The organism is Elusimicrobium minutum Pei191, assembly GCF_000020145.1.
GTDB classification, from domain to species: domain Bacteria; phylum Elusimicrobiota; class Elusimicrobia; order Elusimicrobiales; family Elusimicrobiaceae; genus Elusimicrobium; species Elusimicrobium minutum.
The window spans coordinates 1,338,207-1,362,579 of sequence record NC_010644.1 but is presented as its reverse complement, the minus strand read 5'-3'; the positions used below and the strand labels follow the sequence as shown (position 1 = coordinate 1,362,579).

Annotated in this window: 23 protein-coding genes and 1 tRNA gene; 13 read left to right on the top strand and 11 right to left on the bottom strand. The window is 40.3% G+C overall.

Going from position 1 to position 24,373, the window contains the following annotated elements; all coding sequences use genetic code 11:
• Window positions 1–11 precede the first annotated feature (11 nt).
• The 11 genes from mnmE to EMIN_RS06365 are packed head-to-tail and all read left to right on the top strand — an operon-like array spanning window position 12 to window position 12,377.
• Window positions 12–1,361: a tRNA uridine-5-carboxymethylaminomethyl(34) synthesis GTPase MnmE gene (gene mnmE, locus EMIN_RS06415; RefSeq protein ID WP_012415425.1), complete on the top strand. Its 1,350-nt coding sequence runs from the start codon at window positions 12–14 to the stop codon at window positions 1,359–1,361.
• A 16-nt stretch (window positions 1,362–1,377) separates the two neighbouring features.
• Entirely contained in the window at window positions 1,378–3,141 is a 1,764-nt protein-coding gene (gene mnmG, locus EMIN_RS06410; RefSeq protein WP_012415424.1) for a tRNA uridine-5-carboxymethylaminomethyl(34) synthesis enzyme MnmG, read from the top strand.
• 1 nt (window position 3,142) lies between these two features.
• Window positions 3,143–3,751 (top strand): 16S rRNA (guanine(527)-N(7))-methyltransferase RsmG, encoded by a 609-nt coding sequence (gene rsmG, locus EMIN_RS06405; RefSeq protein ID WP_012415423.1) that lies wholly within the window; start codon window positions 3,143–3,145, stop codon window positions 3,749–3,751.
• Window positions 3,738–4,835, top strand: a complete 1,098-nt coding sequence (locus EMIN_RS06400) for a hypothetical protein (RefSeq protein ID WP_012415422.1) — start codon at window positions 3,738–3,740, stop codon at window positions 4,833–4,835. Before rsmG ends, EMIN_RS06400 begins: the two co-directional genes overlap by 14 nt.
• Entirely contained in the window at window positions 4,828–5,709 is an 882-nt protein-coding gene (gene rsmH, locus EMIN_RS06395) for a 16S rRNA (cytosine(1402)-N(4))-methyltransferase RsmH (protein WP_012415421.1), read from the top strand. The genes EMIN_RS06400 and rsmH overlap by 8 nt, the downstream gene beginning before the upstream one ends.
• Window positions 5,706–5,960: an FtsB/FtsL family cell division protein gene (locus EMIN_RS06390; protein ID WP_012415420.1), complete on the top strand. Its 255-nt coding sequence runs from the start codon at window positions 5,706–5,708 to the stop codon at window positions 5,958–5,960. Before rsmH ends, EMIN_RS06390 begins: the two co-directional genes overlap by 4 nt.
• The gene (locus tag EMIN_RS06385) at window positions 5,957–7,645 is read left to right on the top strand and encodes a peptidoglycan D,D-transpeptidase FtsI family protein (RefSeq protein WP_012415419.1); all 1,689 of its coding nucleotides are present in this window, start codon (window positions 5,957–5,959) and stop codon (window positions 7,643–7,645) included. Before EMIN_RS06390 ends, EMIN_RS06385 begins: the two co-directional genes overlap by 4 nt.
• An 11-nt stretch (window positions 7,646–7,656) precedes the next feature.
• Window positions 7,657–9,009: a UDP-N-acetylmuramoyl-tripeptide--D-alanyl-D-alanine ligase gene (locus EMIN_RS06380; RefSeq protein WP_012415418.1), complete on the top strand. Its 1,353-nt coding sequence runs from the start codon at window positions 7,657–7,659 to the stop codon at window positions 9,007–9,009.
• Window positions 9,010–9,025: 16 nt separating this feature from the next.
• Window positions 9,026–10,111, top strand: a complete 1,086-nt coding sequence (gene mraY, locus EMIN_RS06375; RefSeq protein ID WP_012415417.1) for a phospho-N-acetylmuramoyl-pentapeptide-transferase — start codon at window positions 9,026–9,028, stop codon at window positions 10,109–10,111.
• Window position 10,112: 1 nt separating this feature from the next.
• Window positions 10,113–11,264 carry a putative lipid II flippase FtsW gene (gene ftsW, locus EMIN_RS06370; protein WP_012415416.1) on the top strand — a complete coding sequence of 384 codons (1,152 nt, stop codon included), beginning with the start codon at window positions 10,113–10,115 and terminating at the stop codon, window positions 11,262–11,264.
• A gap of 27 nt (window positions 11,265–11,291) precedes the next feature.
• Window positions 11,292–12,377, top strand: coding sequence for a UDP-N-acetylglucosamine--N-acetylmuramyl-(pentapeptide) pyrophosphoryl-undecaprenol N-acetylglucosamine transferase (locus tag EMIN_RS06365; protein WP_012415415.1), 1,086 nt, complete (start codon window positions 11,292–11,294; stop codon window positions 12,375–12,377).
• Between the two features lie 32 nt (window positions 12,378–12,409).
• On the opposite strand, the gene EMIN_RS08410 is transcribed toward EMIN_RS06365, so the two are convergent.
• From EMIN_RS08410 to EMIN_RS06350, 3 genes are read right to left on the bottom strand one after another with little or no spacing between them, the layout of a single operon-like run.
• Window positions 12,410–13,174: a polysaccharide deacetylase family protein gene (locus EMIN_RS08410; RefSeq protein WP_012415414.1), complete on the bottom strand. Its 765-nt coding sequence runs from the start codon at window positions 13,172–13,174 to the stop codon at window positions 12,410–12,412.
• On the bottom strand, window positions 13,171–13,920 hold the full coding sequence (locus EMIN_RS06355) for a glycosyltransferase family 2 protein (protein ID WP_012415413.1): 750 nt from the start codon (window positions 13,918–13,920) through the stop codon (window positions 13,171–13,173). The genes EMIN_RS08410 and EMIN_RS06355 overlap by 4 nt, the downstream gene beginning before the upstream one ends.
• Window positions 13,921–13,935: 15 nt before the next feature.
• Window positions 13,936–14,703 (bottom strand): exodeoxyribonuclease III, encoded by a 768-nt coding sequence (locus EMIN_RS06350; protein WP_012415412.1) that lies wholly within the window; start codon window positions 14,701–14,703, stop codon window positions 13,936–13,938.
• 62 nt (window positions 14,704–14,765) lie between these two features.
• Between EMIN_RS06350 and metK the strand changes: the two genes are divergently transcribed.
• On the top strand, window positions 14,766–15,926 hold the full coding sequence (metK, locus tag EMIN_RS06345; RefSeq protein ID WP_012415411.1) for a methionine adenosyltransferase: 1,161 nt from the start codon (window positions 14,766–14,768) through the stop codon (window positions 15,924–15,926).
• A 234-nt stretch (window positions 15,927–16,160) separates the two neighbouring features.
• Here the strand turns inward: metK and EMIN_RS06340 are convergent, their stop codons facing one another.
• Both EMIN_RS06340 and EMIN_RS06335 read right to left on the bottom strand, forming a co-directional pair.
• Window positions 16,161–16,502, bottom strand: a complete 342-nt coding sequence (locus EMIN_RS06340) for a hypothetical protein (RefSeq protein WP_012415410.1) — start codon at window positions 16,500–16,502, stop codon at window positions 16,161–16,163.
• Between the two features lie 9 nt (window positions 16,503–16,511).
• Window positions 16,512–16,979, bottom strand: a complete 468-nt coding sequence (locus EMIN_RS06335) for a hypothetical protein (protein ID WP_012415409.1) — start codon at window positions 16,977–16,979, stop codon at window positions 16,512–16,514.
• A 134-nt stretch (window positions 16,980–17,113) separates the two neighbouring features.
• On the opposite strand from EMIN_RS06335, the gene EMIN_RS06330 reads away from it, so the two are divergent.
• The gene (locus EMIN_RS06330; protein WP_041691276.1) at window positions 17,114–17,386 is read left to right on the top strand and encodes a hypothetical protein; all 273 of its coding nucleotides are present in this window, start codon (window positions 17,114–17,116) and stop codon (window positions 17,384–17,386) included.
• A 225-nt stretch (window positions 17,387–17,611) separates the two neighbouring features.
• On the opposite strand, the gene EMIN_RS06325 is transcribed toward EMIN_RS06330, so the two are convergent.
• The 6 genes from EMIN_RS06325 to EMIN_RS06300 form a co-directional block, all read right to left on the bottom strand.
• A complete protein-coding gene (locus tag EMIN_RS06325) occupies window positions 17,612–19,759 on the bottom strand; it encodes a hypothetical protein (protein ID WP_012415407.1) in 2,148 nt (715 codons plus the stop codon).
• An 88-nt stretch (window positions 19,760–19,847) separates the two neighbouring features.
• Window positions 19,848–21,440 (bottom strand): hypothetical protein, encoded by a 1,593-nt coding sequence (locus tag EMIN_RS06320; RefSeq protein ID WP_012415406.1) that lies wholly within the window; start codon window positions 21,438–21,440, stop codon window positions 19,848–19,850.
• Window positions 21,416–22,021, bottom strand: coding sequence for a cyclodeaminase/cyclohydrolase family protein (locus EMIN_RS06315; RefSeq protein ID WP_012415405.1), 606 nt, complete (start codon window positions 22,019–22,021; stop codon window positions 21,416–21,418). The genes EMIN_RS06320 and EMIN_RS06315 overlap by 25 nt, the downstream gene beginning before the upstream one ends.
• A gap of 12 nt (window positions 22,022–22,033) precedes the next feature.
• On the bottom strand, window positions 22,034–22,657 hold the full coding sequence (locus EMIN_RS06310) for an early set domain-containing protein (protein ID WP_012415404.1): 624 nt from the start codon (window positions 22,655–22,657) through the stop codon (window positions 22,034–22,036).
• 36 nt (window positions 22,658–22,693) lie between these two features.
• Window positions 22,694–22,764, bottom strand: a tRNA-Gly gene (locus EMIN_RS06305).
• A gap of 85 nt (window positions 22,765–22,849) precedes the next feature.
• Window positions 22,850–24,352 carry a CCA tRNA nucleotidyltransferase gene (locus EMIN_RS06300; protein WP_012415403.1) on the bottom strand — a complete coding sequence of 501 codons (1,503 nt, stop codon included), beginning with the start codon at window positions 24,350–24,352 and terminating at the stop codon, window positions 22,850–22,852.
• Window positions 24,353–24,373 lie beyond the last annotated feature (21 nt).

Genomic DNA, 24,373 nt, shown 5'->3' with positions numbered 1-24,373 from the left:
ATATATATTCTATGAACGATACTATTTGTGCGGTAATAACGGGTTCTGGCGGGGCTGTAGCGGTAATACGTGTAAGCGGGCCGGAGGCTTGGCAATGCGCCTTAAAACTTACAAAATCTTCAAACGGACCTGAGGTAAACCGCGTATATCACCAAAAGCTTTTTGACGGAGATTTTTTGCTTGATAAAGCGCTTGTAACATATTTTAAAGCGCCTAAAAGTTTTACCGGCGGAGATACCGTGGAGTTTGCCTGCCACGCCTCAAATTATATAAAAGGGCGTTTGTTGCAAATTCTGTCCGACATGGGCGTACGCCCCGCTAAAAACGGCGAATTTAGCATGAGGGCTTTTATCAACGGTAAAATGGACCTTGTGGAAGCTAACGGGCTTTGCGATTTAATAGCCTCCGACAATGCCGCGTCACACGGTGCGGCTATGAACAGTATGGAAGGCAAATTATCGGCTGAGTTTAAGAGAATAAAAAATTCTTTATCGGAGTTGCTGGCGCAAATTGAAGTGCGTATAGACGACGTTGATGAAGAAATGCAGCCTTTAGACCCCGGCTATACCAAAAAAATTTTAAATGATGTCAAACTCCGCGCGGGTGATTTGGCATCCACGTTTTCCACAGGTAAATTTGTAAAAGAAGGCATTAAAGTGGCCATTTTAGGGGTGCCTAACGCGGGTAAAAGCAGTTTGCTTAACGCTATAGTGGGGTTTGACCGAGCCATAGTGTCCGAGCACAGCGGTACCACAAGAGACACTGTTGAGGAAATAGCGGATTTTAAAGGACATAAAATTATTTTAACCGACACCGCGGGAATAAAAGAAGGCGCGCTTGATGTGGCCGAACGGGAAGGAATGCGCCGCAGTTTAAACGCGGCCGACAAGTCCGACATTATTATTTTTACGGCGGATACTTCTAAAAAGCATCTGCAGGCTGATCACGAACTTTGGAATTCTTTAAAAATAAAAGGCAAAAAAATAATTTTGGCTTGTAATAAAAAAGATATTAATTTTACGCCGCCCGAATTTTTGTATGAAGCGGACAAAGTGGTAAATGTTTCCTCTAAAACAGGCGAGGGCGTTGAGGAGCTTAAAAACAGCGTTATCTCACTTTTAGACGCCGGTGATATTAAAGCGGATTCTAATTTAATTACCTCGGCCGTACATTATGACATGCTTGTGAAAACTGAAAAAGAGTTGGAAGAAGCGCTTAAAGCTTTAAAGAAAGACCTCGGCCTTGAATTTTTGGCCGAGCATGTAAGAAGGGCTTTACTGCACCTTAAAGAAATTATAGGCGAAGTTTACGCCGACGATATTTTGGGAATAATATTTTCAAAATTTTGCGTAGGCAAATAAAAACTTTTAAAAAAACATGTATACATACGATATCCAATATGACGTAATTGTCGTAGGCGGCGGGCATGCCGGGTGCGAGGCCGCCCTTGCCTCCGCGCGTCTTGGAGCGAAAACTCTTTTAATTACGCAAAATTTAGACACTATAGCACAAATGTCGTGTAATCCTTCCATAGGCGGCGTGGCCAAAGGACAGATTGTAAGGGAAATTGATGCTTTAGGCGGCGCCATGGGTAAAATTACGGACGCCGCGGGTTTGCACTACCATATGCTCAACACGGGTAAAGGCCCGGCCGTTCACTCGCCCCGTGTGCAATGCGATAAAAAAATATACCAGGCGGAATATAAACATACGCTTGAAAAACAGCCTAATCTTGAACTCATACAAGATGAAGTTAAAGAGCTTTATTTTGAAGGAAGCGTTTTAAAAGGTGTTGTTACTCTGCGCGGAACAAAATATTTGTCAAAAGTTGTTATACTTACAACAGGCACTTTTTTAGGCGGCGTTATACATATAGGCGGCGTAAGTTTTCCCGGCGGCAGATACGGCGACACGCCTAGCAATTTTTTAACTGAAAGCCTTAAAAAAACGGATTTGAACGTTTTACGTTTTAAAACAGGCACGCCGATGAGAATAAACGCGAAAGACGTTGATTTTTCGGTTTTTCGCGAGCAGCCTTCGGATAATCCTTTTGAGCCCATGTCTATTTTTACGGCTCCTTTTGAAAGAAACTTTTTATCCTGCTACATAACGAGGACAACTGAAAAAACGCATGAAATTTTAAAGCGGAATATGAAACGCTCCGCCCTTTATTCAGGCCAAATAACAGCCTTGGGGCCCAGATACTGCCCTTCGGTTGAAGATAAAATCGTAAAGTTTGACCAGGCTCCTTCGCACCCGATATTTTTAGAGCCTGAAGGTTTTAACACGCAGGAATATTACATTCAAGGCTTTTCAACCAGCATGCCGGAAGATGTGCAGCGCGAACTTTTGATTTCCGTCCCCGGTTTGGAAAAAGCCAAACTTACAAGGGCGGGTTACGCCATAGAGTATGATTTTGTTGACCCTATGGAACTTTATGCTACTTTGGAAGTAAAAAAAATACCCGGACTTTACCACGCGGGGCAAATTAACGGTACAACAGGTTATGAAGAAGCGGGCGCGCAGGGTCTTATAGCCGGGCTTAACGCCGTATTAAAAATAAACGGTAAAGAGCCTGTTATCTTAGGGCGCGATACCGCTTACACCGGTGTTATGATTGACGATTTGGTAAATAAAGGCGTTAATGAGCCGTACAGAATGTTTACTTCCCGTGCGGAATACCGCATTATGCTCCGTTCAGACAACGCGGATTTAAGGCTTACGGACATAGGCTTTAAAACAGGTTTGGTGGCAAAGGAATATAAACAAAGTTTTGAGGAATACAAAAAAGCGGTGGAAGTTTTTAAATCAAACCCCAAGGCGGAGTTTGAGGCTGTTAATATGCCCGCCTGGCGTGTTGAAAGCGCGCGTAAAACAGCCGTTATAGACGCAATGTACAGCGGTTATTATGATAGGTTTAAAAAAGACGCCGAGAAACTGGCGCAGGCGGATAAAATAATTATACCCGAAGGGTTTGACCCTTCCGCCGTAAAAGGCATACTAATTGAAAGCAGCCAAAAATTAAAAAAAGTGCGTCCGCAAACTTTGGGCCAGGCAAGCAGAATACCCGGCGTTACGCCTGCCGACATACAACTTTTAGCCGTGCATATTGAACGTTACAGACTTTCTAAAAACAAATAATATGAAAAAAATTTTAGAGTTTATTAATAATCTTAATCTAAATTTAACCGACGGGCAGATGAACGCCTTAAGCGCTTACGTTGATTTGGTATGGGATAAAAAGAACTCTATGAACCTTACAAGCGTAAGCAGTAAAGAAGAAATTTGGGGCAGGCATATAGCCGACGGCCTTCAATTCGCTAAAGCGGTAAAAGATTTGGGCTTTGAGGAAGGCTCTTTTGCGGATATCGGCTCAGGCGCGGGCTATATAGGTTTAGCCGCCGCCATAGCTTTGCCAAAAACTAACGCCGCGCTAATTGAAAGCCTTGAAAAAAGAACAATTTTTCTAAATTGGTGCGTTTTAAAACTGGATATAAAAAATGTTACCATTTTAAATGAGAGGGCCGGACAGGCGGAGCCTGAACAATATGACGTAGTGACAGAGCGGGCCATGGGTAAATTTGACGATATTTTGCCTGTATGTATGGAATATGTTAAAGATGGGGGCTTTTTCCTTCCGTTCCAGAGCGAGGCCGGCAACGCGGGCAGGTTTAAAACAATAAATTATACTTTGCCTTTAGAAGATAAAGAAAGACACATTTTTGTGATAAATAAAAATGGACATAATTAAACAATTGCAAACGGTTTTCTGGTTTTTAGTGGGGATATTGTTAATATCTCCGGCGTTGCAGTATTTTAATATACCTGTAGGCACTACCGTGCGTAAGCTTTTGCTTTTGCCTCCCAAAGAGGCAAAATTAGAGCGTAATGAAATTAACGAAGAGGATATTAACGAAGCTTTTCAAAGGGGCATTGCGCAGAGTGTTGATGTAGAACAACAAAAAAAAGATATAAAAAAGAGGATTAATATTCTTGAGGATATGGCCAAAACATATAATGAACAACCGTATACGCCTGACCTGCCTTTTGTTTTTGACTCTAAACCTGTTACCCGAAAAGTAAAGTGGATAGGCCCGCCCAAGGGGTTTTTTACCGGGAGAGGGTATAACTTTATGATTTACCGTGAGAATCAACCCGTAACGCCAAAAGTAGTAACCGTGCTTGACAAGATACATGGCAATTTGATTTTGGATCTTCTTCCTTTTAGCATGGCGTATAAACCTAACAGAATATTGATTATGTTATTTGGAGAGCCGCAGAGTTACCAAAATTTTACGCAAAGGCCCGCTTGGTCGGGGGCTTCTTGCGATATAGAAAGCGACACTCTTTATGTTATTGAAAACAATAAATTTTACCCGTTATCTGTGCATGAACTTACACATTTATATTTTGACGGGTTTTTTCTGCCCGCCAAAACGCCGCTTTGGCTATCAGAAGGCATGGCTGTTTATATGCAGTCAAAAACCTCTGAAGGGAAACCTCCGTGGCTAGAAAATTCTTTGCAGAGGTTTAAAAAAGGCGAATATATGCCTTTTGAAAAATTTGTGGAAATAAACTCTTTAAAAGATTTTACGGCGGACCAAACCCAAATGTGGTACGCGCAGGCTTACAGCATGGTAAGCTATTTGATGCATATGCGAAGCAAAAACGAATATTATGTTTTTTGCGTAAACTTAAAAAATAATATGCCTGATTACCAGGCTCTGTACCGCGCTTACGGCCTGCCTTTTACAAGATTTGAAGTGTTGGAAGACGTTTGGGCGCATGATATGTCAAAGGGCGCGTCTTCCGCGCAGGGCGGCGGCAATGAATAACTGGACTCATATTCCCGTTTTGACTAAAGAAATAGGCCAAATGCTTATTACCGATATAAACGGTGTTTATATCGACGGCACTTTAGGTTTGGGCGGGCACACAAAATATTTGCTCGGACTGCTTGGCAAAGAGGCCAAAATTATAGGTTTTGATAAAGATTATAACGCGGTTAAAATGGCCGAGGCAAATGTTGCCGATGGCAGACTTACGGCTATAAATTTAAGTTATGAGGCCGCCCCAAAAGTTTTAAAAGATTTAAAAATACAAGGCGGAGCAGACGGCGTTCTTTTAGATTTAGGTTTAAGTTCCTATCAGTTAGACGACGCCTCGCGCGGGTTTAGTTTTATGGGCGGGGGGCCTTTGGACATGCGTTTTGATATTTCCGGGCAAAAAACCGCGGCTGATGTAGTCAATTCGTACACAGCAGAGGAACTTGAAAGAATTTTTGCGAACTATGGTGAGGAGACTAATGCTCGTAATGCGGCCGCGGCTATAGTAAGGGCGCGCGTTGATAAAAAAATAAAAACAACTTCCGAACTGGCTAATATTTTAGCGCCCGTATTACCAAGAAGAGGAAAAACGCACGGCGCCACAAGGGTATTCCAGGCTTTGAGAATAGAGGTTAATGACGAACTCGGTACGGTTGAGCGTTTTATAAAAGTTTTGCCCGAGGTTTTAAAACCGGGCGGCAGGGCGGCGGTAATAACCTTCCATTCTTTAGAGGACAGAATTGTAAAAAATATTTTTAAGCAAATGTCCGCTGAGGGAGAAGTAAAGCTAGTTAATAAACACGTAATTGAACCCGAATGGGAAGAGGTTAAAAATAACCGAAGAAGCAGAAGCGCTAAATTAAGAGTGGCGGAGAAGATATGAAAACATTTTTTTGGCTCTTTGCGGTGGCGGTATTTAGTTTAATATTAGCGGTTGAACGCGTTGAACAGCGAAGGCTTGGCATTGAGGTAGGTAAGATAGAAAGGGAAGTTTCGCTCAAAGAATCGCGCAACCAATATCTTAAATACAGAATTACTGTTCTTTCTTCACCCGCTGTAGTAACGGAAAAAGCGGAAGAAAGGCTTAATATGAAAATTACTCCCGTGGAAAATATTGTTATTTTAAATAAATGAATAATATAGTTTATAACACAAAAACAAGAATAAAAATTTGCGGAATAATTTGTCTTATTCCTGCGCTGCTGGTGGCGTGCAGGCTTTTCTATTTGCAAACTTTTAAGCATGACGAGTTCAGCGCCAGAACCGAAAAATCTATTTACGCGTATCTTGCTGAGGATAGAGTAAGAGGCAATATTTTAGACGTTAACGGCAATCTCATGGCCGAAAGTTTGCGCACCCATTCCTGCGCTGTTTTAAAAAAATATGTTAATGATAAAAATAAAGCCGTAGCGGTTCTTTCCTCCGTGCTCGGAGTTTCTAAAAAAGATATTTTAAAAAAGTGGTCTACTAAAGATAATTTCTTTTACGTTGATAAAAAAATTAAACCCGAAACTTATACCCGTCTTACCGAGGAAATAAGAAAGAACAGGCTTACTGGTATTGAGCTTAGCCCTGAGTATGAAAGAATACACCCTTATGAAAAAATGGGTATAGATTTAATAGGGGCGGCCAATTCAAAAAATTTAGGGCTTTCGGGTATTGAGCAGCTTTATAATAAAGAGCTCAGCCAAGATATAGGTAAAAAGCGCGCTGTGCGCGCGCGCAGAGGGCAAATTATTTATGAGAGAGGTATGAAAGAAGAAACAAATGTTTCTGATATTTACCTCACAATAGATTCTTTGGCCCAATACCATGTTGAAGAAATTTTAGAAAAATACGTTAAAGAAAACGACGCCGAAAGAGGCATGGCCATTGTTCAAAACCCAAAAACAGGTAATATTATAGCGGCGGCTTCATATCCGGTAAAAGACGGGCAGTCAATGGCTTTTCAGTTTACGTACGAACCAGGATCCACATTTAAAGCCATTACAACAGCTTCAGCCATAGACAGCGGCACCGCTAATAAAAAAGACGTTTTAAAATTTGAGGAAAAAGACAGATGGCTTGTAAGCTCCGGCTTTTCCGTGCGTGACGCCACAGCCGCGCACGGCAATGAACTTTCCATAACAAAAATTATGGAGGTTTCCTCCAACAGAGGGGTTGCTAAACTTGCCGTTGAACTTGGGCCTAAGGACTTTTTTTATTACATTAAGTCTTTTGGTTTCGGTACAAAGACCGACGTGGGCTTCCAGGGCGAGGCCAGGGGAACCGTAAGGCCTTACGCCAAATGGACCCGTGTGGATACGGCCAGCGCGGGCTACGGGTACGGTATTTCTCTTACGGGTATACAGCTTGTTAACGCTTATTCCGCTATAGCTAACGGGGGTTATTTAATGCAGCCCCATATAATAAATAAAATGCAAGACGGAAGGGGTAAGGTTGTTTATAAGGCAAAAGCTAATAGAATAAGAGCTGTTTTAAAGCCTCAGACATCAAAGGATATGACGGAAATTTTACGTTCTGTAGTAAGCGTGGGAACGGGTAAAAGAGCGCAGGTAAAAGGATATACGATTGCCGGCAAAACAGGCACTGCGGAAAAAGCGAGCGGTGAAGGCGGCTACGCCAAAAAAAGCCACATAGTTTCTTTTTGCGGTTTTTTTCCGGCTACTGACCCCGAGTTTACCATACTTTTTGTTTTGGACCAGCCCGCTAAGCCCGTATTCGGCGGGCAAAGCGCTGCGCCCGCTTTTGCCGAAATAGCTAAAAGACTTATAACAATTTACGCAGTAGTTCCTGATAATCCCGGGGACGAAAAATAACGGAGTATAAAATGTATCTTAATTTAACGCTTGGCAGCTTTGCGAAAATAGTTGACGGACGGATAATACAAGGAAATCCTTTAATGCCGTTTAACGCTTTTATTACCGACAGCAGAAAATTAACTAAAGGGGATATTTTTTGGGCTCTTAAAGGCGAAAAATTTGACGGCAACACTTTTTTGCAAAACGCGGTTGACGCGGGCGCGTCCGCGCTTGTGGCGGATAAGTTTTTCGCTGATAAAATTGATTTAAAAAATACCGCTTTAGTTGAGGTTGAAAATACTTTAACGGCCCTTCAAACGCTTGCCGCTTACCACAGAAGAAGGTCGGATCTTAAAGTTGTGGCTATCACGGGATCAAACGGTAAAAGCACAACAAAACAAATGCTTCTTTCAATATGCAAAACTTCCGGCCCCGCAAGGGCTAATATGGGCAATTTAAACAACCAGTTCGGGCTGCCTTTCTCGCTTTTGGAGATTGACTCTAAAGATAAATTCGGCGTTTTTGAATTGGGCGCTTCTAAAAAAGGCGACATTTTAGAAATAGGCAAACCCACTTTGCCCGACGTGGCTATAATAACAAATGTTTCGGCCGCGCATTTGCAGTTTTTTAAGGATTTAAAAACGGTTTACGAAACTAAAACCGAACTTATAGACTGCCTTAACTTTGGCGGCATACTTGTTTTTAATTCTGACGACGCCATGCTTAAAAAACTTAAAACCGAATATAAAGGCAAAGCCATAAGCTTCGGCTTTAAAAGCGGAGCCGATTTACAGATAAAAAACAAAAAAAACTTAGAGTTTGTTTATAAAGGGGAAGTGTTTTCCTTTGATTTGCAGTTTGAAAAACATAACAAACTTAACGCCGCGGCCGCGGCCGCCGGCGCTATAGCTTTAGGCTTGTATAAAGATAATATTGAAAAAGGCCTTGCCGCCTATGAAGCCATGCCTATGCGTATGGAAGAACGTAAAATAGGAAACGTTGATTTTATTTTAGATTGTTATAACGCCAATCCCGCTTCCATGAAAAACGCCATTACTCTTCTTGCCAAGAGGAAAGCGGGCCCGAGGGTGGCCGTTTTGGGCGATATGAAGGAACTTGGAAACTGTTCTGCCAAATATCACGCTCATTTAGCTAAAATATTAATAGGCAAGCAGATAGACTATATTTTTCTTTCCGGTCCGGAAATGGCGGCTGCAGCAGAAGCCCTTAAAACCAAAAATCCCGCCGCTAAGTTAAAATATTCGTTAGAATATAAAGATTGGGCGCAAGATTTAAAAGAAGTGCTTAAAAACGGAGGAACCTGCCTTATAAAGGCTTCCCGCTCAATGAATTATGAAAAAATTTTGGATTGTTTAAAATAATTAATAGGAGTTTTTGATGCTTTACTACCTGTCTTTTTTGAAACACGATATATCTTTTTTAAACGTTTTCAGTTATATTACGTTTAGGGCGGGCGGCGCTATAATAACAGCCTTACTTATTGTGCTTTTTATAGGCCCCGCCGTTATAAGAAAATTAAGTTCTTATAAAATACAGCAGTACCAAAGGGACTGCGGGCCGGCGTCGCACCTAAGTAAGCACGGCACCCCGACCATGGGCGGCGTTTTGATTTTGGCCTCGCTTTTGGTAAGCGTGTTTTTATGGGCCAGGTTAGATTCACCCTATACATGGATTTTAACCTTTACAACGATAATGCTTGCCATAGCCGGTATTTTAGACGACTATACAAAACTTGTTAAAAAGAACCCGGCGGGAATGCCTTCCTGGGTAAAATTCAGCATACAAATTTTTACTTCTTTTATAGTGGTTTTATTTTTAACAATGTATCCGCCAAACGCGGAATTCGCTTTTAAATTAAGCATTCCTTTTTTTAATAATTTTATTATAAACCTTTCTTTCTTTTATCTTATTTTCGCTATGCTTTTGATAGTGGGCTCTTCAAACGCCACAAATTTAACTGACGGGCTTGACGGGCTTGCGGCCGGCTCTATGGTTTTATGCGCCGGCACTTACGCCATTTTCGCTTATCTGGCGGGCAACTTTAACTTTGCCGATTATCTTAAAATTATTTATGTACCCGGCGCGGGCGAAATAGCCGTTTTTCTTTGCGCGGTAGTGGGCGCGTGTTTGGGTTTTTTATGGTTTAACACATATCCCGCGCAGGTTTTTATGGGCGACACCAGTTCCTTATTTTTGGGGGGAGTATTGGGTGTTGCGGCTTTATGCTCCAAACAGGAAATCTTGCTTCCTATAGCGGGTGGTATTTTTGTAATAGAAACGCTTTCCGTTATGATGCAAATGTTTTATTTCAGGGTCAGCGGAGGCAAAAGGCTTTTTAAAATGGCGCCGCTGCATCACCATTTTGAGTTAAAAGGCTGGCCCGAACCTAAGGTTACGGTAAGATTTTGGATTATAGGAATAGTGCTTACGCTTATATCTTTAGCTTCACTTAAAATAAGATAATATGAACAAAGTATATTTAGCTAAACCGATAGTGGCAAAAAGAAAACAGAGCGAACAAAAAAATAAAAAATTTACTTTTTTAGTTCCTGACAGAAGCCTTCTTTTTATCACGGCGGCGCTTATGCTTTTTGGCCTTATTTTCACATATTCTTCCAGCGCGTTTGAATCAGGCAATTTATTTAAAAGGCAGGTAATATACGATATTGTAGGTCTTGGCATTGCCGCGTTTTTGTCCCAGTTTTATTTAAAAATACAGGAAAAAATTAACCCGATGTTTATAATATACGGCGCTTGGGCGCTTTTGATTATAGTGCTTTTTATGCCGAAAGTGGCAAATGTGCATCGTTGGATAAACCTTGGTTTTTTTAATTTACAGCCCTCCGAAGTAGCTAAACCGGCTTTAATGATTTATATGGCGTATTACCTGTCAAACATATCAGTTTCCATAAGTAAGTCTTTTGCTACAATATTGCCGCCTTTAATAATAACAGGCGTTACTCTGTTTTTAATGATGCTCGCGCCCGAACTGGGTACGCCGGTACTTTTATTTTGTGTTGTGTTTCTGCTTTTATTTGTGGCGGGCGCTAAAATAAAACATCTTTTGTTAGTTTTAGCATGTTCGGTACCTATAATTTTACACCAGTTAATTTTTTATTCATATAGATTAAAAAGGCTTTTTTCCTTTTTAGACCCGGAGGAAACCGCCGGCACAACGGGTTATCAGCTGTTCCAGTCTTTTTTAGCCATAGGTTCGGGGGGCTGGTTTGGTAAAGGGTTGGGTAATTCGGAACTTAAACTTCAATATTTGCCCGCCGCGCATACTGACTTTATTTTCGCTATTATATCGGAAGAGATTGGGTTGTTTGGCAGTTTAATTATAATAGCTTTTTTTGTGTGGCTGCTTGTATGCGGCGTTAATATAGCCAGAAGATCAAAGAACACCTTCAATTCAATGCTTGCGCTGGGGCTTACGCTTACTATAACTTTGCAGGCTTTTTTTAATATGGGCGTGGCAACTGGGCTTTTACCTACCAAAGGCCTTCCGCTCCCGTTTTTTTCATACGGCGGGTCTTCTTTTTTAATAACAATGGCTATGATGGGCATGCTTTTAAACATTTCGGCTGTGGAGAATAAAGCTGATAAAAAGATATAATATAATAAATTATATAAGAGGGTTATAATGAGAAAATTTATAATAGCTTCAGGCGGCACGGGCGGGCATTTTTACCCGGGGTTTTCGCTTGGTAAAGAATTACGTAAAAGAAGTTATGAAGTTTTATTCGTTGTAAGAAAGGAAGACGCGGCCATAAAAACTCTTACAAAAAATAATTTTAACTACAAAGAAATCAATTTTACGGGGTTTCCGAGGTCAGCAAACCCTATAAGACATATAATTTTTTGTTATAAATTTATCGTTTCCTTTTGGCAGACATTGGGCATAATAAACGCCTTTAAACCGGATGTTTGTGTAGGTATGGGCGGTTATTTATCTTTTCCTGTTATTGTATGGGCTAAAATAAAAGGCATTAAAAGCGCGGTGCATGATTCTAATACCAAAATAGGGCTTGCCAATAAAATTTGCGCGAAATTTACAAATATATTTTTACTAGGTCTTCCTACTTCAGACAATATAAAAAATACAAAGTTGGTCGGCACTCCTATAAGGGAAGAGTTCGGCCTTGATTTTAACAGGGAGGAAGTTTTAAAATCCCGCGGTCTTAATCCTAACCTTGCCACGGTGCTTATTTTCGGCGGCTCACAAGGAAGTAAAAAACTTAATATGGCTATAAGCAAAACCGCAAAAAAAATAGTTAAGAAAAACGATACCGTACAATTTGTGCACATAAGCGGTGATAAGGGTTATGATAAATTAAGACAGGAATACAGAGGATGTAAAAATATACGCTTGTTCGCCTACTGTCATGATATTTATTTTCTTATGCGGGCGGCTGATTTTGTTGTTTGCCGCAGCGGCGCCAGTACAATAGCAGAACTCTACGCCTGCAGAAAACCTGCTGTACTAATACCTTTCCCGTATGCGGCTGACAACCACCAGTATTATAACGGCATGCTTCTTAAAAAAGCGGGTTGCGCGGAGCTTTTTGTGGAGGGGGATAACCTTGCCCCAAAATTGCATGAGTATATAGCCGGTATTTCAAAAAATAAAAATATTCTAGAATTTATGGAAAGAGGATACGAAATGCTTGAATTACCCGATCCTTTGAAATCCGCTGAAATAATTGCAGATACCGTTGAATCTTTATAAAAAAACCCCTCTTATGAGGGGTTTTTAAATTATTAGATTTTTTCCCTTCCGAATATAAGCTGTGTTTTTAAATGCCTTAAAGAATTATTTCGCATTACATGCGCGCGTTGAAGGGGGTGTCTGCCGTTCCACGGCATTACGTTAACGCCTTTTCTGGTGCCGTAATCTATGATGTAACCGGCTTTAAAGCAAAGATATCTTATTCTTTTGTCAAACGCTCCAAAAGGGTAACAGAAGCTTAACACTTTTTTGCCAAGTTTTTCTTCTAATATTTTTTTACTGTTTTGCATTTCGTAAGAAACGTTTTCACTTGTAAGAGAGCGCAGCCTCTTATGCGTAAGCCCGTGTGAACCGAATGATACAAGCCCGCTTTCATTCATTTCCTTTACCTGTTCCCAATTAAGCATGCCGGGCGTGCCGATTTGGCTTACCGACAGGAAAATATTGGCTTTTACGCCAAGTTTTTTAAGTATTGGAAAAGCGTAGGTATAATTATCTTCCCAACCGTCGTCTAAAGTAATAACTACGGGTTTGTAAGGCAAATAACTTTTTGTGGCTTGGTGCGTTTCAATATCTTCAATCGATACAAAATTAAACCCTTTTTCTCTTATCAGGCTAAGGTGTTGTTCAAAAGTTTTAGCTTCTATAAAAAAATCTTTCTCTTCTTCGTTGGTAACCGGGCCTATGTGATGATACATTAACGCTACCAGTTTTGGCCTTGGTATCCACCAAAGCAGATAGGATATAATTATAAGAAGTAATAGCGTAAAAGCTGTTAAAAACAGAAATAAAATCATTTATTTTTATTTAACTCCCATAATTTGGCGTATTTAACCGCCGGGTATAAAGAAGAAAATAAAGCCCACATAAAGCCTTGGATGCCGTCTAATACGGCTAAACGCAGTATGTAAATTTTAAAAAACTCAAACGGCGGCCGCAGTAATTGCAGCGGATTAAACTTTTTGCCTCTTTCATGCATGGTTTCCGCGCCTAAAGATGTATAAATATTAAATTTTTCAAAATAATGCCTGATATCTCTATACGGAGTATGGTTTATAACATTTTTAAGGTACCCTAAACTGTTTTTATCCCTTGGCATAAGCACTTCATGCACTTTGCCCCCTTGGTAGGATGCCCCTTCTCTTTTGGCGAATCTTATTTTATAGTTGCCTTTTAGCCCGCTGTGTTCCATTTTGCGGCCTAAAAATATGTTTTTTGAAGGGAGGTAGTACGCGTCGTATTTAGGGTTTTTTTCTGTTTCTAGCAGTTCTTTTTTTAATTCTTCGGATAGAAATTCGTCCGCATCAAGGTTAAGCACCCACTCTTTAGTGGCTTTTTCAAGCGCAGCGCCTTTTTGGAGGGTAAAAGAATCAAATTGTCTTACAGATACCTGCGCGCCGTAAGACTTTGCGATTTCAACCGTTCTGTCCGAAGAGCCGCCGTCAACGATTATAATTTCGTCAACAAAGCCCTTTACGCTGTCCAAACAGGCGGGAAGGTTATTTTCTTCATTTTTTGTAATCATTATAAGCGATATTGTCATAATAAATTATACCTTTTATAAGTTTATTTCCAAAGCTATGGGGCAATGGTCTGACCCTTGAACTTCCGGTAGCATATAAGAGTTTTTTACTTTATTCTTAGAAAGAGTGTCAATCATAAAATAGTCTATACGCCAGCCAACGTTACGTTCACGCGCTTTGGTTTTGTAATCCCACCAGGTGTAGTGTCCGCCGTCTTTAGTAAAAAGGCGGAAAGTGTCGGTAAGCCCGTTTTCAAAGAATTTATCAAGCCAGGCGCGTTCTTTTGGTAAAAAACCGGTATTGCCCTCATTTTCTTTAGGTCTTGCTAAGTCCGTTTCTTTGTGGGCGGTGTTTACGTCGCCGCAGACAATAACGGTTTTTTGCTTCATAAGTTTTTGGGTAAGTTTTAAAAATTCATTATAAAAACGTAATTTATATTCTATGCGGTGTTCCCCCTGTCCGCCGTTGGGGAAATAAATGTTTATAAAATAAAAATTTTTAAATTCCAACACAAGAGTGCGGCCTTCACCGTCCATGGTGCTGTTGCCGATAGATTCGCTTACGGATAAAGGTTCTTCCTTGCTGTAAACGGCCACGCCGCTGTACCCTTTGCGTTCGGCCGTACTGAAATAGGAATGGTATCCTATAGGGTTTTTAAGCCCGCCCTCAAGCTGTTCGGGCGAGGCTTTTGTTTCCTGCAAAGCTAGAATATCAGGTGATTCTTTAGTGAACCACTCCATAAACCCCTTTTTTGCCACAGCGCGAAGGCCGTTGACGTTCCAGGATATAAAGCGTTTTGTCATTATGCCGCTCCCTTTTTAAAATGCTAAAATTAATTATAGAAAATTTAAGAGGTTAAAGCGCTATGTTAAAAGAAGGAAGATATTATTTTACGTCCGAATCAGTGGGGGAAGGACACCCCGATAAGATGTGTGACCAGATTTCAGACGCCGTGTTAGATGCTATTTTAGCTAAAGATTCCACGGCAAGAGTAGCTTGCGAAACCTATGTTACCCGCGGGCTTGTTGTTATAGGCGGCGAGATTACCACAAAAACATGGGTAGACGTTGATTCTATAGCAAGAGAAGAGATTAAAAGAATAGGATATACCGACCCTAAATACGGTTTTAATTATGAAACCTGCGCCATTTTAAACGTTATAGGCAAGCAGTCGCCAGATATAAGCCAAGGCGTTGACGTGGGCGGCGCCGGCGACCAGGGTTTTATGGTAGGTTATGCGGTAAATGAAACCAAAGAATATATGCCTATTACAATAGTTTTAGCTAATGAAATAGTTAAAAACCTTGCCGTTTGCCGCAAAAACGGAAAACTTAAATTTACCGGCCCCGATTGTAAAAGCCAAATAACTTTTGAATACATTAACGGTAAACCCGCAAGGATTGACACTGTAGTCGTTTCCACACAACATACGAGCGATGTTTTAGATAAAAGCGGTCAGTTTATAACAGAGGCCGCACAAAAGAAAATTATTGACGCTGCCGTTATGCCCGTTATTAAAAAATGGTGTGATAAAAACACAAAAATTTTAATTAACCCTACCGGAAAATTTGTTATAGGCGGCCCGCAAAGCGATACCGGCATGACGGGACGTAAAATCATTGTTGATACTTACGGCGGACGCTGCCCTCACGGCGGTGGCGCTTTTTCGGGTAAAGACCCTACCAAAGTTGACCGCAGCGCGGCTTATATGGCCCGCTACATAGCTAAAAATATAGTGGCGGCTAAGTTAGCCGAAGAATGTACTATTCAAATAGCTTACGCTATAGGTAAGGCCGAGCCTGTAGGCGTTTATGTTTATACGCACGGCACGGGCAAAGTGTCTGATGAAAAACTTACCTTGGCGGCTAAAAAGGTTTTTCCTTTAACTCCTAAAGGCATAATAGAGCATTTTAAGTTAAGAAGGCCTGTCTATAAACAGACCGCCGCATTCGGCCACTTTGGAAGAGCGGGCTTCCCATGGGAAAAAACGGATAAAACTAAAGCTCTTATCGACGCTGTAAGATAAGTTTAATAAAACTACCCCGCCTGTAAGGCGGGGGTTTCTTTTTCCCAAAGCTAAGTTTGTTTTTTGCCCGGGCGGGCAAACAGCGCCACATACCGGAAAACAGGGCGGAGGTGGCACACAAATAAAAAAATTCCTATCCGCAGGCTTACGCAACAAAGTGTCTTTGCAATATAAATAAAACCACCCGTTTAAATTAAACGGGTGGTTTTATTTAGGCCAGCAAAATTTTTGAATTTATTTTTTCAAGGCTCTGTTAACCTGGGTGCGGTATTTTTTTACTAAAACTTTAAGTTTTAGGTAATATTCTTCTTTTGTTGTTGTTACTTTAGACATTGCCGTAAGTTCGGCATCCATGTTATTAAAAACAGGTACAAGTTTGTCATAAGCTTCGCCGCCATAGTTATAAACAAGGCTGTTTAATAAATCTTTATTACTTGCTTTATAAAAGGAGGTAACTTCCCCGCCTGTCATTGTGTTGAGGTCACTTTTACTTAACATAACGATATTGGTTTTAGGGTTGCCGCCGCAAGCGATTAATAAAACACAAACTAACATTACTGCTAATAATTTTTTCATTGGTAACTCCTACTTTTTATATTTTAGCAAAATTGCATTCAATCTGGGTTGCGCGGCGGCTAAATTCCTTTCTAAAGATTTTTTAAAATCCTCGTCATTTTTAGAGGACTGCGCCGAACGCATAAAAGAAGTATTTAAATCTTTAAGCGCGGCGATCATTTCTTTTTGCCCTTGTACGGTGCATTCTTCCGCGGCTTTTTGCATATATGCCTGTGTATACATTGAAGATACTAAGATAGCTTTTTTTACCCTTACTTCAGTCTGCTTATTGGTTATAGTTACGCCGCCGGATTGTTTAGGGAGGGCGTTTTGCCCGTACACGCCGCCTTTAGAAGGCTGCTTTAAAGAATGTTGCATAATGTAGTTTTGCAGTTTTTTATAACTTAAAATTATCTGCGCGATATCCGCTCCGCAGCCTGAAGATATAATAGGCATGGCCAGAACTACGGTAAAAACAAAAAGCTGTCTTTTATTCATATATCCATTATATAAAAATATGTAATAATTGATACCCTGTTTAAAAGAATGTAAAGGAAAGCTAAAATACCACTAGACAAATAAATAAAAAACATTATATTATTATAATCAGGATTGGTTATAAGATGTTAAATATGAATAAAACAGAATCAAATAATATTCCTAAAGAAGGAATACTTTTACTTTGGTGTAAAAGCGGAAATATTTATACTTTGCTTTCAGTTAAGCACGCCAAAAATTTGAAACAAGAAATTTCTTTAATAAAAGAGGCGCAGCCGCTTGGAGAGTATTCAAATAATAAAGTTGTTTATTCCTATTTAAAAACTAAAGAAAACAGAGTTTTGAATATGTACTCTTTAAAAAAAATATTTAACAGATTTTCCCGTTTCGACTACATGCATATTTAAAAGATATCTTCCCTTATCCCACTAAAAGCACAGTGGAGGGTGCCACACACACCCTCCATGTTTTTTATAAAAACATTACAGAATAAAACCCCCGTTTGAACGGGGGTTTTACTTTTTGTTAAAATCTTTACCCTTGAGTAAGTTGGGGTATGGGAACTTTTTTTATGCGGTATCAAAGCGGAGGTTATGTAAAAATCCCCCGGGCTTTTAGTCCGGGGGATTTTATTATTGTCCTAAAATATTTTTTGAACTTGAAGTTAAAGGAGTTATAATTCTTGTTGTCGGGTTATAGTTGAATTTATATATTGTATTAAGCCCGTTTGGCGTTTCCGGCGGTATTTTCACCGTAACGACATAGTTATCTGCATCAAACTCTTTTGTGGTCCATTCTATTTGGGAGGTTGCAGTAGGATGTTTTAAGTTTATAACATTCTCAAGGATTTGCCCCGTAGGCAAAAGATAGAATCTTACGTCTGAAAGGACTTGAGATTCAACATTGTTTGATGAAGAAGGTATAGAAGAGAAGGGCAGCCCGTCACCGGAAGAGCTTTCAGACATTGCAGAAGCGGGAGTTTCGTTAAACTCCTGAGTTGCAAAAATATCATCGATGGATTGTGGCATTTGCAGTCCCGAGTTAGGTTGTGAAATATCTTCTTCAGGCGCTTCTTTATTTCCCATAAGGTTGAGAAAGTCCGGTGCTATTCCTACAAAAAGCAGTCCCATATATATTATAGCTATGGCTAAAACAGCAAATAAACCCAGCATTATTTTTTTCGCTCCATTACCTTTAGCTGACTTGTAGGAAGTTGTTTCTTCTATTGTGCCGAATTGGTCAATATCGTTAATCCTTTCGGTGTTTTCGGAAAATTCCGCCGTATCTTTAGCTGAAATTAACGGACTTGTTTTAATGTCCGTAGGCTTAACCCTTTTAACTACGGGAGTGTCAAACGGAGAGTTTAAATCAATATTATCGGACGCGTCATTAACGGGGCCGGCGGCGGTTTTTGTTCTTTCCAACGGCGAGACGATTTCCTGCACGTCTTCAGAAGCGGCTTTATCGTCTTCTTTAGATACTTCGCTTGGCGGTATAAAGTCCGATATTAAAGAAGTGGCTTCATTAAGCTGTATTTCGGGAACTGTGTTCATTTTTGTTTCAAACACGGTTTCCTCTTTAGGCGCGTCTTTGGGAGCTATTAAATCCTCAAACTCAATGGTTTCTTCTTTGGCAGGTTCTTCCTTTTTTACAGGGGGTGCCTTATAAAGAGAATCAAGCGCCGACGCCACTACCGCAGCGTCATCTTCAATAGAAGAGTTCTGCTGCGTAAAAGTCTGAGTAAGCAACGCGTCTTCCGTGCCTAAAGAAATAGGTTCTATTTTTATAGATTCTATGTCAGGCTGGGGTGGCATTTGGTGTTGTTCGGCGGGGTTCTTTTGCTTTCCCAAATCGGAGTCAGTTACGGGTTGCATGTCCGCAAGTTCGGGTACAGGCATAGGTTCTTGCTGTTGGACGGGGTGTTGTATTTCTTGAGCCTTTTGCTCCTGCGCAGTTTCTTTCTGCACGGTTTCTTCTTGCGTTTTTAAATTATCCTGCTGCTGCGGTAAAGTTTCCTGTAACGGTTCTTGCTGCGCGGGTTCTTCCTGTTTAGGGGCAGGTTCTTCAATTTGTTGTGCAGGTTGCTCCGCCGGTTCTTCCTGCTTTAAATTATTAAGCTCGGGAACTATAGAAACAGCTGAGAAAGAATCAATAATCTTGCCTTCAATATTTTCATTGTTTAAATCTGTTTCTGTTTGTTCAACTGTTGTAACAGGTGCCATTTCCATTTGCGGGGGGGTATTGTCTTCCGCTATACTTTCTACTTTTGTTACAAGCGCGTCGTCAGCAGAGTCTAGAGAATTGCTTCCCGCTATTACTTTTCCGAGGTGCGCTCTTTCCGTTAAAGTTTCTTCAAAAGGATCAGCCGCCGGAACGTCTTTGGTATCTTCCGGTTTCCCGGTGTTTTTAATAATGCGGTTAACGTCTTTTCTAAGATTTTGTACTTCTTTTTTAAGACTAAAAATTTCATTTAAAAGTTCTTCGGCGCTTTGGGTATATTCTTCTTTTTCCCCAACTATTTCCCCGCCTTTGGCTAAATCGCCGGCCGCGACATAGGTATTAGTAACGGAGCCTGTGTCCAAATGTCTTTCGGAAACGTTATCAAGTATAGGGTCGGGAATATGGAGGACCGCTCTTGCCGGAATCCATTCCTGGCTTGCTCCTTCTTCAATAATTTCGGAAGATATTAACGTGTCCGGAGTAAACCCCTGCAGTTCCGGTATATTACCTTCCTCATAAGGTCCCATGACCTTGTTGTTTATATAAACCCAATATCTCATAATATAATTCCCTTATTTTAATTTATTCTACTTATACGGTCTTTAAATTAGCATAGCAAATTTTCTATAAATATAAAACATTTTTATGTTAGTTAAATATGTCGGATAAAGATGACGGGGGCGGGGCCTTTCCGTCTTGTTGAAAATTTTTTAAATCCGTATATTTTAACTTAAGTTTATCTTTGGAAGGAATTTGCATAAGAGTATCTGAAATTTCTTCCATATTTTGCCCTTCTTCTAAAGATTCCAAAACAAAGCGGGAAATTTCCTCCGTTGAAGTGCCGTTAAGCTGCGCGATAACCGCTTCCAACGCGTAAAGATGTTTCTTGCTGTCCGTTTTCCAAAACGAATAATGCGAAAGCGCTTTGTCAAAAATAGCGATAATATCTTCCGGACTCATAGTGCCTAGATATTTTTTTAACACCTCGGGCGCAAGCCCTTCGGTTAAACTTTTTGCTTTTAAATTACGGCGGTAAGTAGCCTGGGTGACAGCTTCTTCCTGTTTTATTTTGTTTAAAAGAACTTTGCAGGCTAAATCATTATTTTCCGCAGGGGAGGAGCAAAATGGCAGGCTGTTTAAAATAGAATTAAAATTTTCAACAAGCCGGCCTGCCGTTATTACGCCCGCGAATTTTTTAGAAATTTCATAAGTAAAAGGGTCAAAACAATCATATTTTGCAAGGCTTTTTCTAAAAGAGTACATATCTTTAGCTTTTTGCGCTTTTAACATGGCTTGTTCCAAAGATTCCTGGGTGCCGTCTATTAAAACGGAAACGGCAAGGCCCAAATTTTCTTCTTTAATTTCCGCGAAAGGAAGTCTTTTTAAAATAGCGTCTAAAGTATAGCGCACTTCTTTAGCGGTTTTTGTTCTTAAATAGCGGCAGCCTAAAATAAAAATATCGTCGCCGTCAATTAAGTAGGTTAATTCCTTGCTCATCTCAGTGAATTTTTGGGCGTCGTCAATTGTAAGAAAACCGCATAGAACTTTTGCGGCTAAAAAAGAATTTATTTTTTCATTTTGGCTTATTTTATTTAACGCAGACATTAGGAAATTTAATTCCGTTTTAAAATGCCTTGCGCCTGTGCGGTTAAATCTTTCCAGCATAATTTTTGCTAAAGCAAAGGGGAAATTATATTTTAAAGCATAGTGCGTAATATCTTCTTTATTTTGCGCAGCATGGTTTTTATGGTTTTTCGCGGTTAAGGCTTTTTCTTCAAGTTTTTTTATAGCTTCAAGCGCTTTGGGCGTTTCAGGATTTTCTTTGTATCCGACTTCTGCTAAAGCTGATGACATTTCTTCATCAAAAGACATTAAAGCCCCTGCAGAAGCGTAGAATTGCGCCAGAATATCTTTTGTTTTTTCGCTAAAACCTAAAATTTTTTGGAATTTGGAAATATCTTCTTTGTTTTTTATGGTTTTTAATTCTTTTGACGCCGCGCGGACGGTTGTTTTGTCAAGAAGTATTTGTGCTATAAAATCATCGGTATTAAAGACGTTGATAACAACTTCTTCTTTAAGCTGTTTAATAATTTCAAACATTTGGCGCGCGGTTCTTTTGCCGTTGTATACAATAACAATTTTCTCAACAACGTCTTGCGGCGCGTTGGGCAGGCTTACCGTAACGCTTTCCAAAAGTTCTTCTATCGGGTTTACTTCTACAGTTCCGGCTGTTTTGGGCATTCTGGGGTAGCCTCCAGGAATTGTTCACAGTGTTCAATTGTTTGGGCTAAAAGCGTTATAACGGCATCAACTTTTACAAAAGGCAAATTCGTTCTCATCATTTCCATACAGCATCTGATAGTGCAAAAAAGCATGTGTTGTCCGCAAAGCATGTCGGACGCTATTACAGGTGAAATACCGTTTTTAACATTATCAAGCGTTTTAAGCACTTTAATACATTCAAGCGCGGTGTTGACAGGCACTATTGCCATATCGGTAATAGCGTTATCTAAAGAGATTTCAGGATTTGTTTTTTGTTCTTTTTTAAGGTTTATATAGTTTTGGTAAGCGGCGCTGTCTTCTAAAGTGAATTTTTTTAAAGTATTTTCAGCGGTTTCTACCTCGGCGGAAACATTGTTAAGCGCCGGAATTATGTTTGGGTCCGTAGCTTTTAATTTAGCCGTAACGCGCATTGCCATAATAGCTAAAGCGCAGCCTATAGCGCCTGAAGCAGCCGCGGCGCTGCCGCCGCCCGGGGTGGCGTTGTCCGAAGCTAACGCGTCTATATACTCCTCAATTCCTTTATGCCAATGAAAATCCATGTGTTTACCGCCTTAGTCAATTTTTATAAAAGATCTTCCGTCTTTTTCCGGCGCGTGCGGGTCCAAAGTCTGCGTTCCGTCAACAATAAACAGATATTTATATTCGCCGGGGTAAATTATAAAACTGCCCTGCCAAACTCCGCCTATCTTTTTTAAATCCTGCGGTTTTGTCATTGTAAATCCGCTTACGATTTTTACGGATTTGGCATCGCCGAAATATTTAAATGTAACCTTTCTGGTCTTTCCTTTTGTAGGCTCAACGATAACGCTTTGCTTTTTTTCAAGTTCCGGCATGGCCGCCTGCACTACCGAGGGCAAAGGTGAAACGGGAGGCTGCTCAACCGGGACCGCGCCGGGCGCGGGAGCAGGCTCTTCTTTAGGCTGTGGTTTTGGTGTGGTTTCCTGCGGCGCTTTTTTATCTTCGGGTTTGGGCTGCTCAGACACAACGGTATCTTTTATTTGAACTGCTTCTTTAGCCTGGGCAGGGGTATTAAATTTTTCGGATAAAGATTGGTATATCATAAATCCAAAGAAAACAAGGGCAATGATATCAACAAAAATTAAAAAAAGCCAAAAATCTTTAGATTTTTTTGTGTTGCTTTCTAACTTAGGTTCCAAATCCAATTCGTCCGTCATCATTCCCTCCAAGCTCAGGAAATATAAATTTAAATAAGCGGGCGATGGGAATCGAACCCACGTCTAAAGCTTGGGAAGCTCTCGTTCTACCATTGAACTACGCCCGCAATTACACAAATTCATTCTACAATATTTTCACCGGTTGTTTGTATATTATCAGGAGTGAGCCGACGCCGGATTTATAAATCAAAGTCAGCTTTTTATTTTTAAGGTTTTTATAAATTTAACAGCGTCTGATTTATTTTTAACCTTTCCTTCAACCTGCGCCAGTGCTACGGCTTCAAGTATTTCGCCTATTACCGGGCCGGGTTTTATTTTTAAGGCCGTCATTATTTCTTTTCCGTCTATTATTTTCGGTGGGTTTATTTTTGGGGTCTGTTCAAAATACTTTTTAAACAAATGGTTTACAACCTGCATGTGGCGCAAGGTTTTGCTTACGTTTCCCTTTTCTTTACTTTCGTCAATAGTCATTACAGGTTTTGTTGTAAGCGGAAGTATTTTAAAAAGCTGGTTTCTTGTTATATAACTGCAATAGTCGGACCAGCAAAGAAGCAGCATAGGAACGCCGGCCTCGCCCATATCTCTAAAAAATTTGTAAACAGCTTTGTCGGTAAGCACGTCATTGCTTGCCAAATTGCTCGGACGCAAATGTTCACGTATCATTGCGCATATCATGCGTGTCTGGGCTGTGCTGTAACGCAGCTTTTTTAAAATATCTTCAGCTATTTTTGCGCCTACCGCTTCATGAAAAAAGAATCGTAAACGTCCTTCCATTTCTTTCGCAGTCGCAGGTTTGGCGACGTCATGCAAAAGCGCGGCCATTTTATAAAGCGTTTTATCTTTTGTAAATTTTTCAAGTTTTTTATGGTATTTAGGGAAAACTTTTTTAGTGTTGTTAAGCAGATATTCGGCCGCGTCAACAACAAGTAAAGTGTGTTTTAAAACGCCGCCTTTGCCGTAATAAACTTCAGCGCATCTGCGCTGGTCCTCAAGTATCGGGAAAAGCGCTGTTAAAAGCCCGCATCTGTCCATGTCCTCAAGGTGTTTTTTTGTGTTGTTTTGGTTAAATATCCTTACAAGTTCCTCGCGTATTCTTTCGCCCGCGCTTTTGTTTATTTGTTTAGCGTCTTTTTTAATTTGCTCTAAAGTTTTTTTGTCTATTTTAAAACCAAGTTCGGTGGCTGTTCTAAAAGCTCTTAAAGAGCGTAAAGGATCTTCTTTAAAAACTTTATTGTTAGACATTTTTACCGTTTTGTTTTTAATATCTTTAACAGAGGTTGCCAGATCTATAATTTCTTTATTTTTTAGTTTGGTTATACGAACAAAAGTTTTAGAGGTTTCGGTTAAAAGCTTTATTTCCGGCTGGGCGGATACCGGGTAAGCAAGCGCGTTTATAGTAAAATCCCTTCTTTGTAAATCCTGCTTTAAATCTTTACCCTGGAAAGCCGTAAGGTCAATTTGTAAATTTCCTTTTTTTGTAATAAGCCGCCAAACGCCGAATTTTGCGTCCATTTCAAAAGCGGTAGCGCTTAATTTTTTGGCTAATGTAAGCGCGTATTTTTTAATATTTTCTTTAGGAAGGGCGATATCAACGTCGCCGCTGGGACGTTTAAGAATACTGTCCCGCAAACAACCGCCCACGTAGCAGGACTGCTCAGGTAAAGTTTCTTTTAATATTTTTGCAATATTATTCATAACCGTTTGCGTGTTTAAAAA

Bases quoted from the DNA above. Each gene is read 5' to 3' on its own strand.
- mnmE (WP_012415425.1), top strand. From the start codon at position 12: ATGAACGATACTATTTGTGCGGTAATAACGGGTTCTGGCGGGGCTGTA.
- mnmG (WP_012415424.1), top strand. From the start codon at position 1,378: ATGTATACATACGATATCCAATATGACGTAATTGTCGTAGGCGGCGGG.
- rsmG (WP_012415423.1), top strand. From the start codon at position 3,143: ATGAAAAAAATTTTAGAGTTTATTAATAATCTTAATCTAAATTTAACC.
- EMIN_RS06400 (WP_012415422.1), top strand. From the start codon at position 3,738: ATGGACATAATTAAACAATTGCAAACGGTTTTCTGGTTTTTAGTGGGG.
- rsmH (WP_012415421.1), top strand. From the start codon at position 4,828: ATGAATAACTGGACTCATATTCCCGTTTTGACTAAAGAAATAGGCCAA.
- EMIN_RS06390 (WP_012415420.1), top strand. From the start codon at position 5,706: ATGAAAACATTTTTTTGGCTCTTTGCGGTGGCGGTATTTAGTTTAATA.
- EMIN_RS06385 (WP_012415419.1), top strand. From the start codon at position 5,957: ATGAATAATATAGTTTATAACACAAAAACAAGAATAAAAATTTGCGGA.
- EMIN_RS06380 (WP_012415418.1), top strand. From the start codon at position 7,657: ATGTATCTTAATTTAACGCTTGGCAGCTTTGCGAAAATAGTTGACGGA.
- mraY (WP_012415417.1), top strand. From the start codon at position 9,026: ATGCTTTACTACCTGTCTTTTTTGAAACACGATATATCTTTTTTAAAC.
- ftsW (WP_012415416.1), top strand. From the start codon at position 10,113: ATGAACAAAGTATATTTAGCTAAACCGATAGTGGCAAAAAGAAAACAG.
- EMIN_RS06365 (WP_012415415.1), top strand. From the start codon at position 11,292: ATGAGAAAATTTATAATAGCTTCAGGCGGCACGGGCGGGCATTTTTAC.
- EMIN_RS08410 (WP_012415414.1), bottom strand. From the start codon at position 13,174: ATGATTTTATTTCTGTTTTTAACAGCTTTTACGCTATTACTTCTTATA.
- EMIN_RS06355 (WP_012415413.1), bottom strand. From the start codon at position 13,920: ATGACAATATCGCTTATAATGATTACAAAAAATGAAGAAAATAACCTT.
- EMIN_RS06350 (WP_012415412.1), bottom strand. From the start codon at position 14,703: ATGACAAAACGCTTTATATCCTGGAACGTCAACGGCCTTCGCGCTGTG.
- metK (WP_012415411.1), top strand. From the start codon at position 14,766: ATGTTAAAAGAAGGAAGATATTATTTTACGTCCGAATCAGTGGGGGAA.
- EMIN_RS06340 (WP_012415410.1), bottom strand. From the start codon at position 16,502: ATGAAAAAATTATTAGCAGTAATGTTAGTTTGTGTTTTATTAATCGCT.
- EMIN_RS06335 (WP_012415409.1), bottom strand. From the start codon at position 16,979: ATGAATAAAAGACAGCTTTTTGTTTTTACCGTAGTTCTGGCCATGCCT.
- EMIN_RS06330 (WP_041691276.1), top strand. From the start codon at position 17,114: ATGAATAAAACAGAATCAAATAATATTCCTAAAGAAGGAATACTTTTA.
- EMIN_RS06325 (WP_012415407.1), bottom strand. From the start codon at position 19,759: ATGAGATATTGGGTTTATATAAACAACAAGGTCATGGGACCTTATGAG.
- EMIN_RS06320 (WP_012415406.1), bottom strand. From the start codon at position 21,440: ATGCCCAAAACAGCCGGAACTGTAGAAGTAAACCCGATAGAAGAACTT.
- EMIN_RS06315 (WP_012415405.1), bottom strand. From the start codon at position 22,021: ATGGATTTTCATTGGCATAAAGGAATTGAGGAGTATATAGACGCGTTA.
- EMIN_RS06310 (WP_012415404.1), bottom strand. From the start codon at position 22,657: ATGACGGACGAATTGGATTTGGAACCTAAGTTAGAAAGCAACACAAAA.
- EMIN_RS06300 (WP_012415403.1), bottom strand. From the start codon at position 24,352: ATGAATAATATTGCAAAAATATTAAAAGAAACTTTACCTGAGCAGTCC.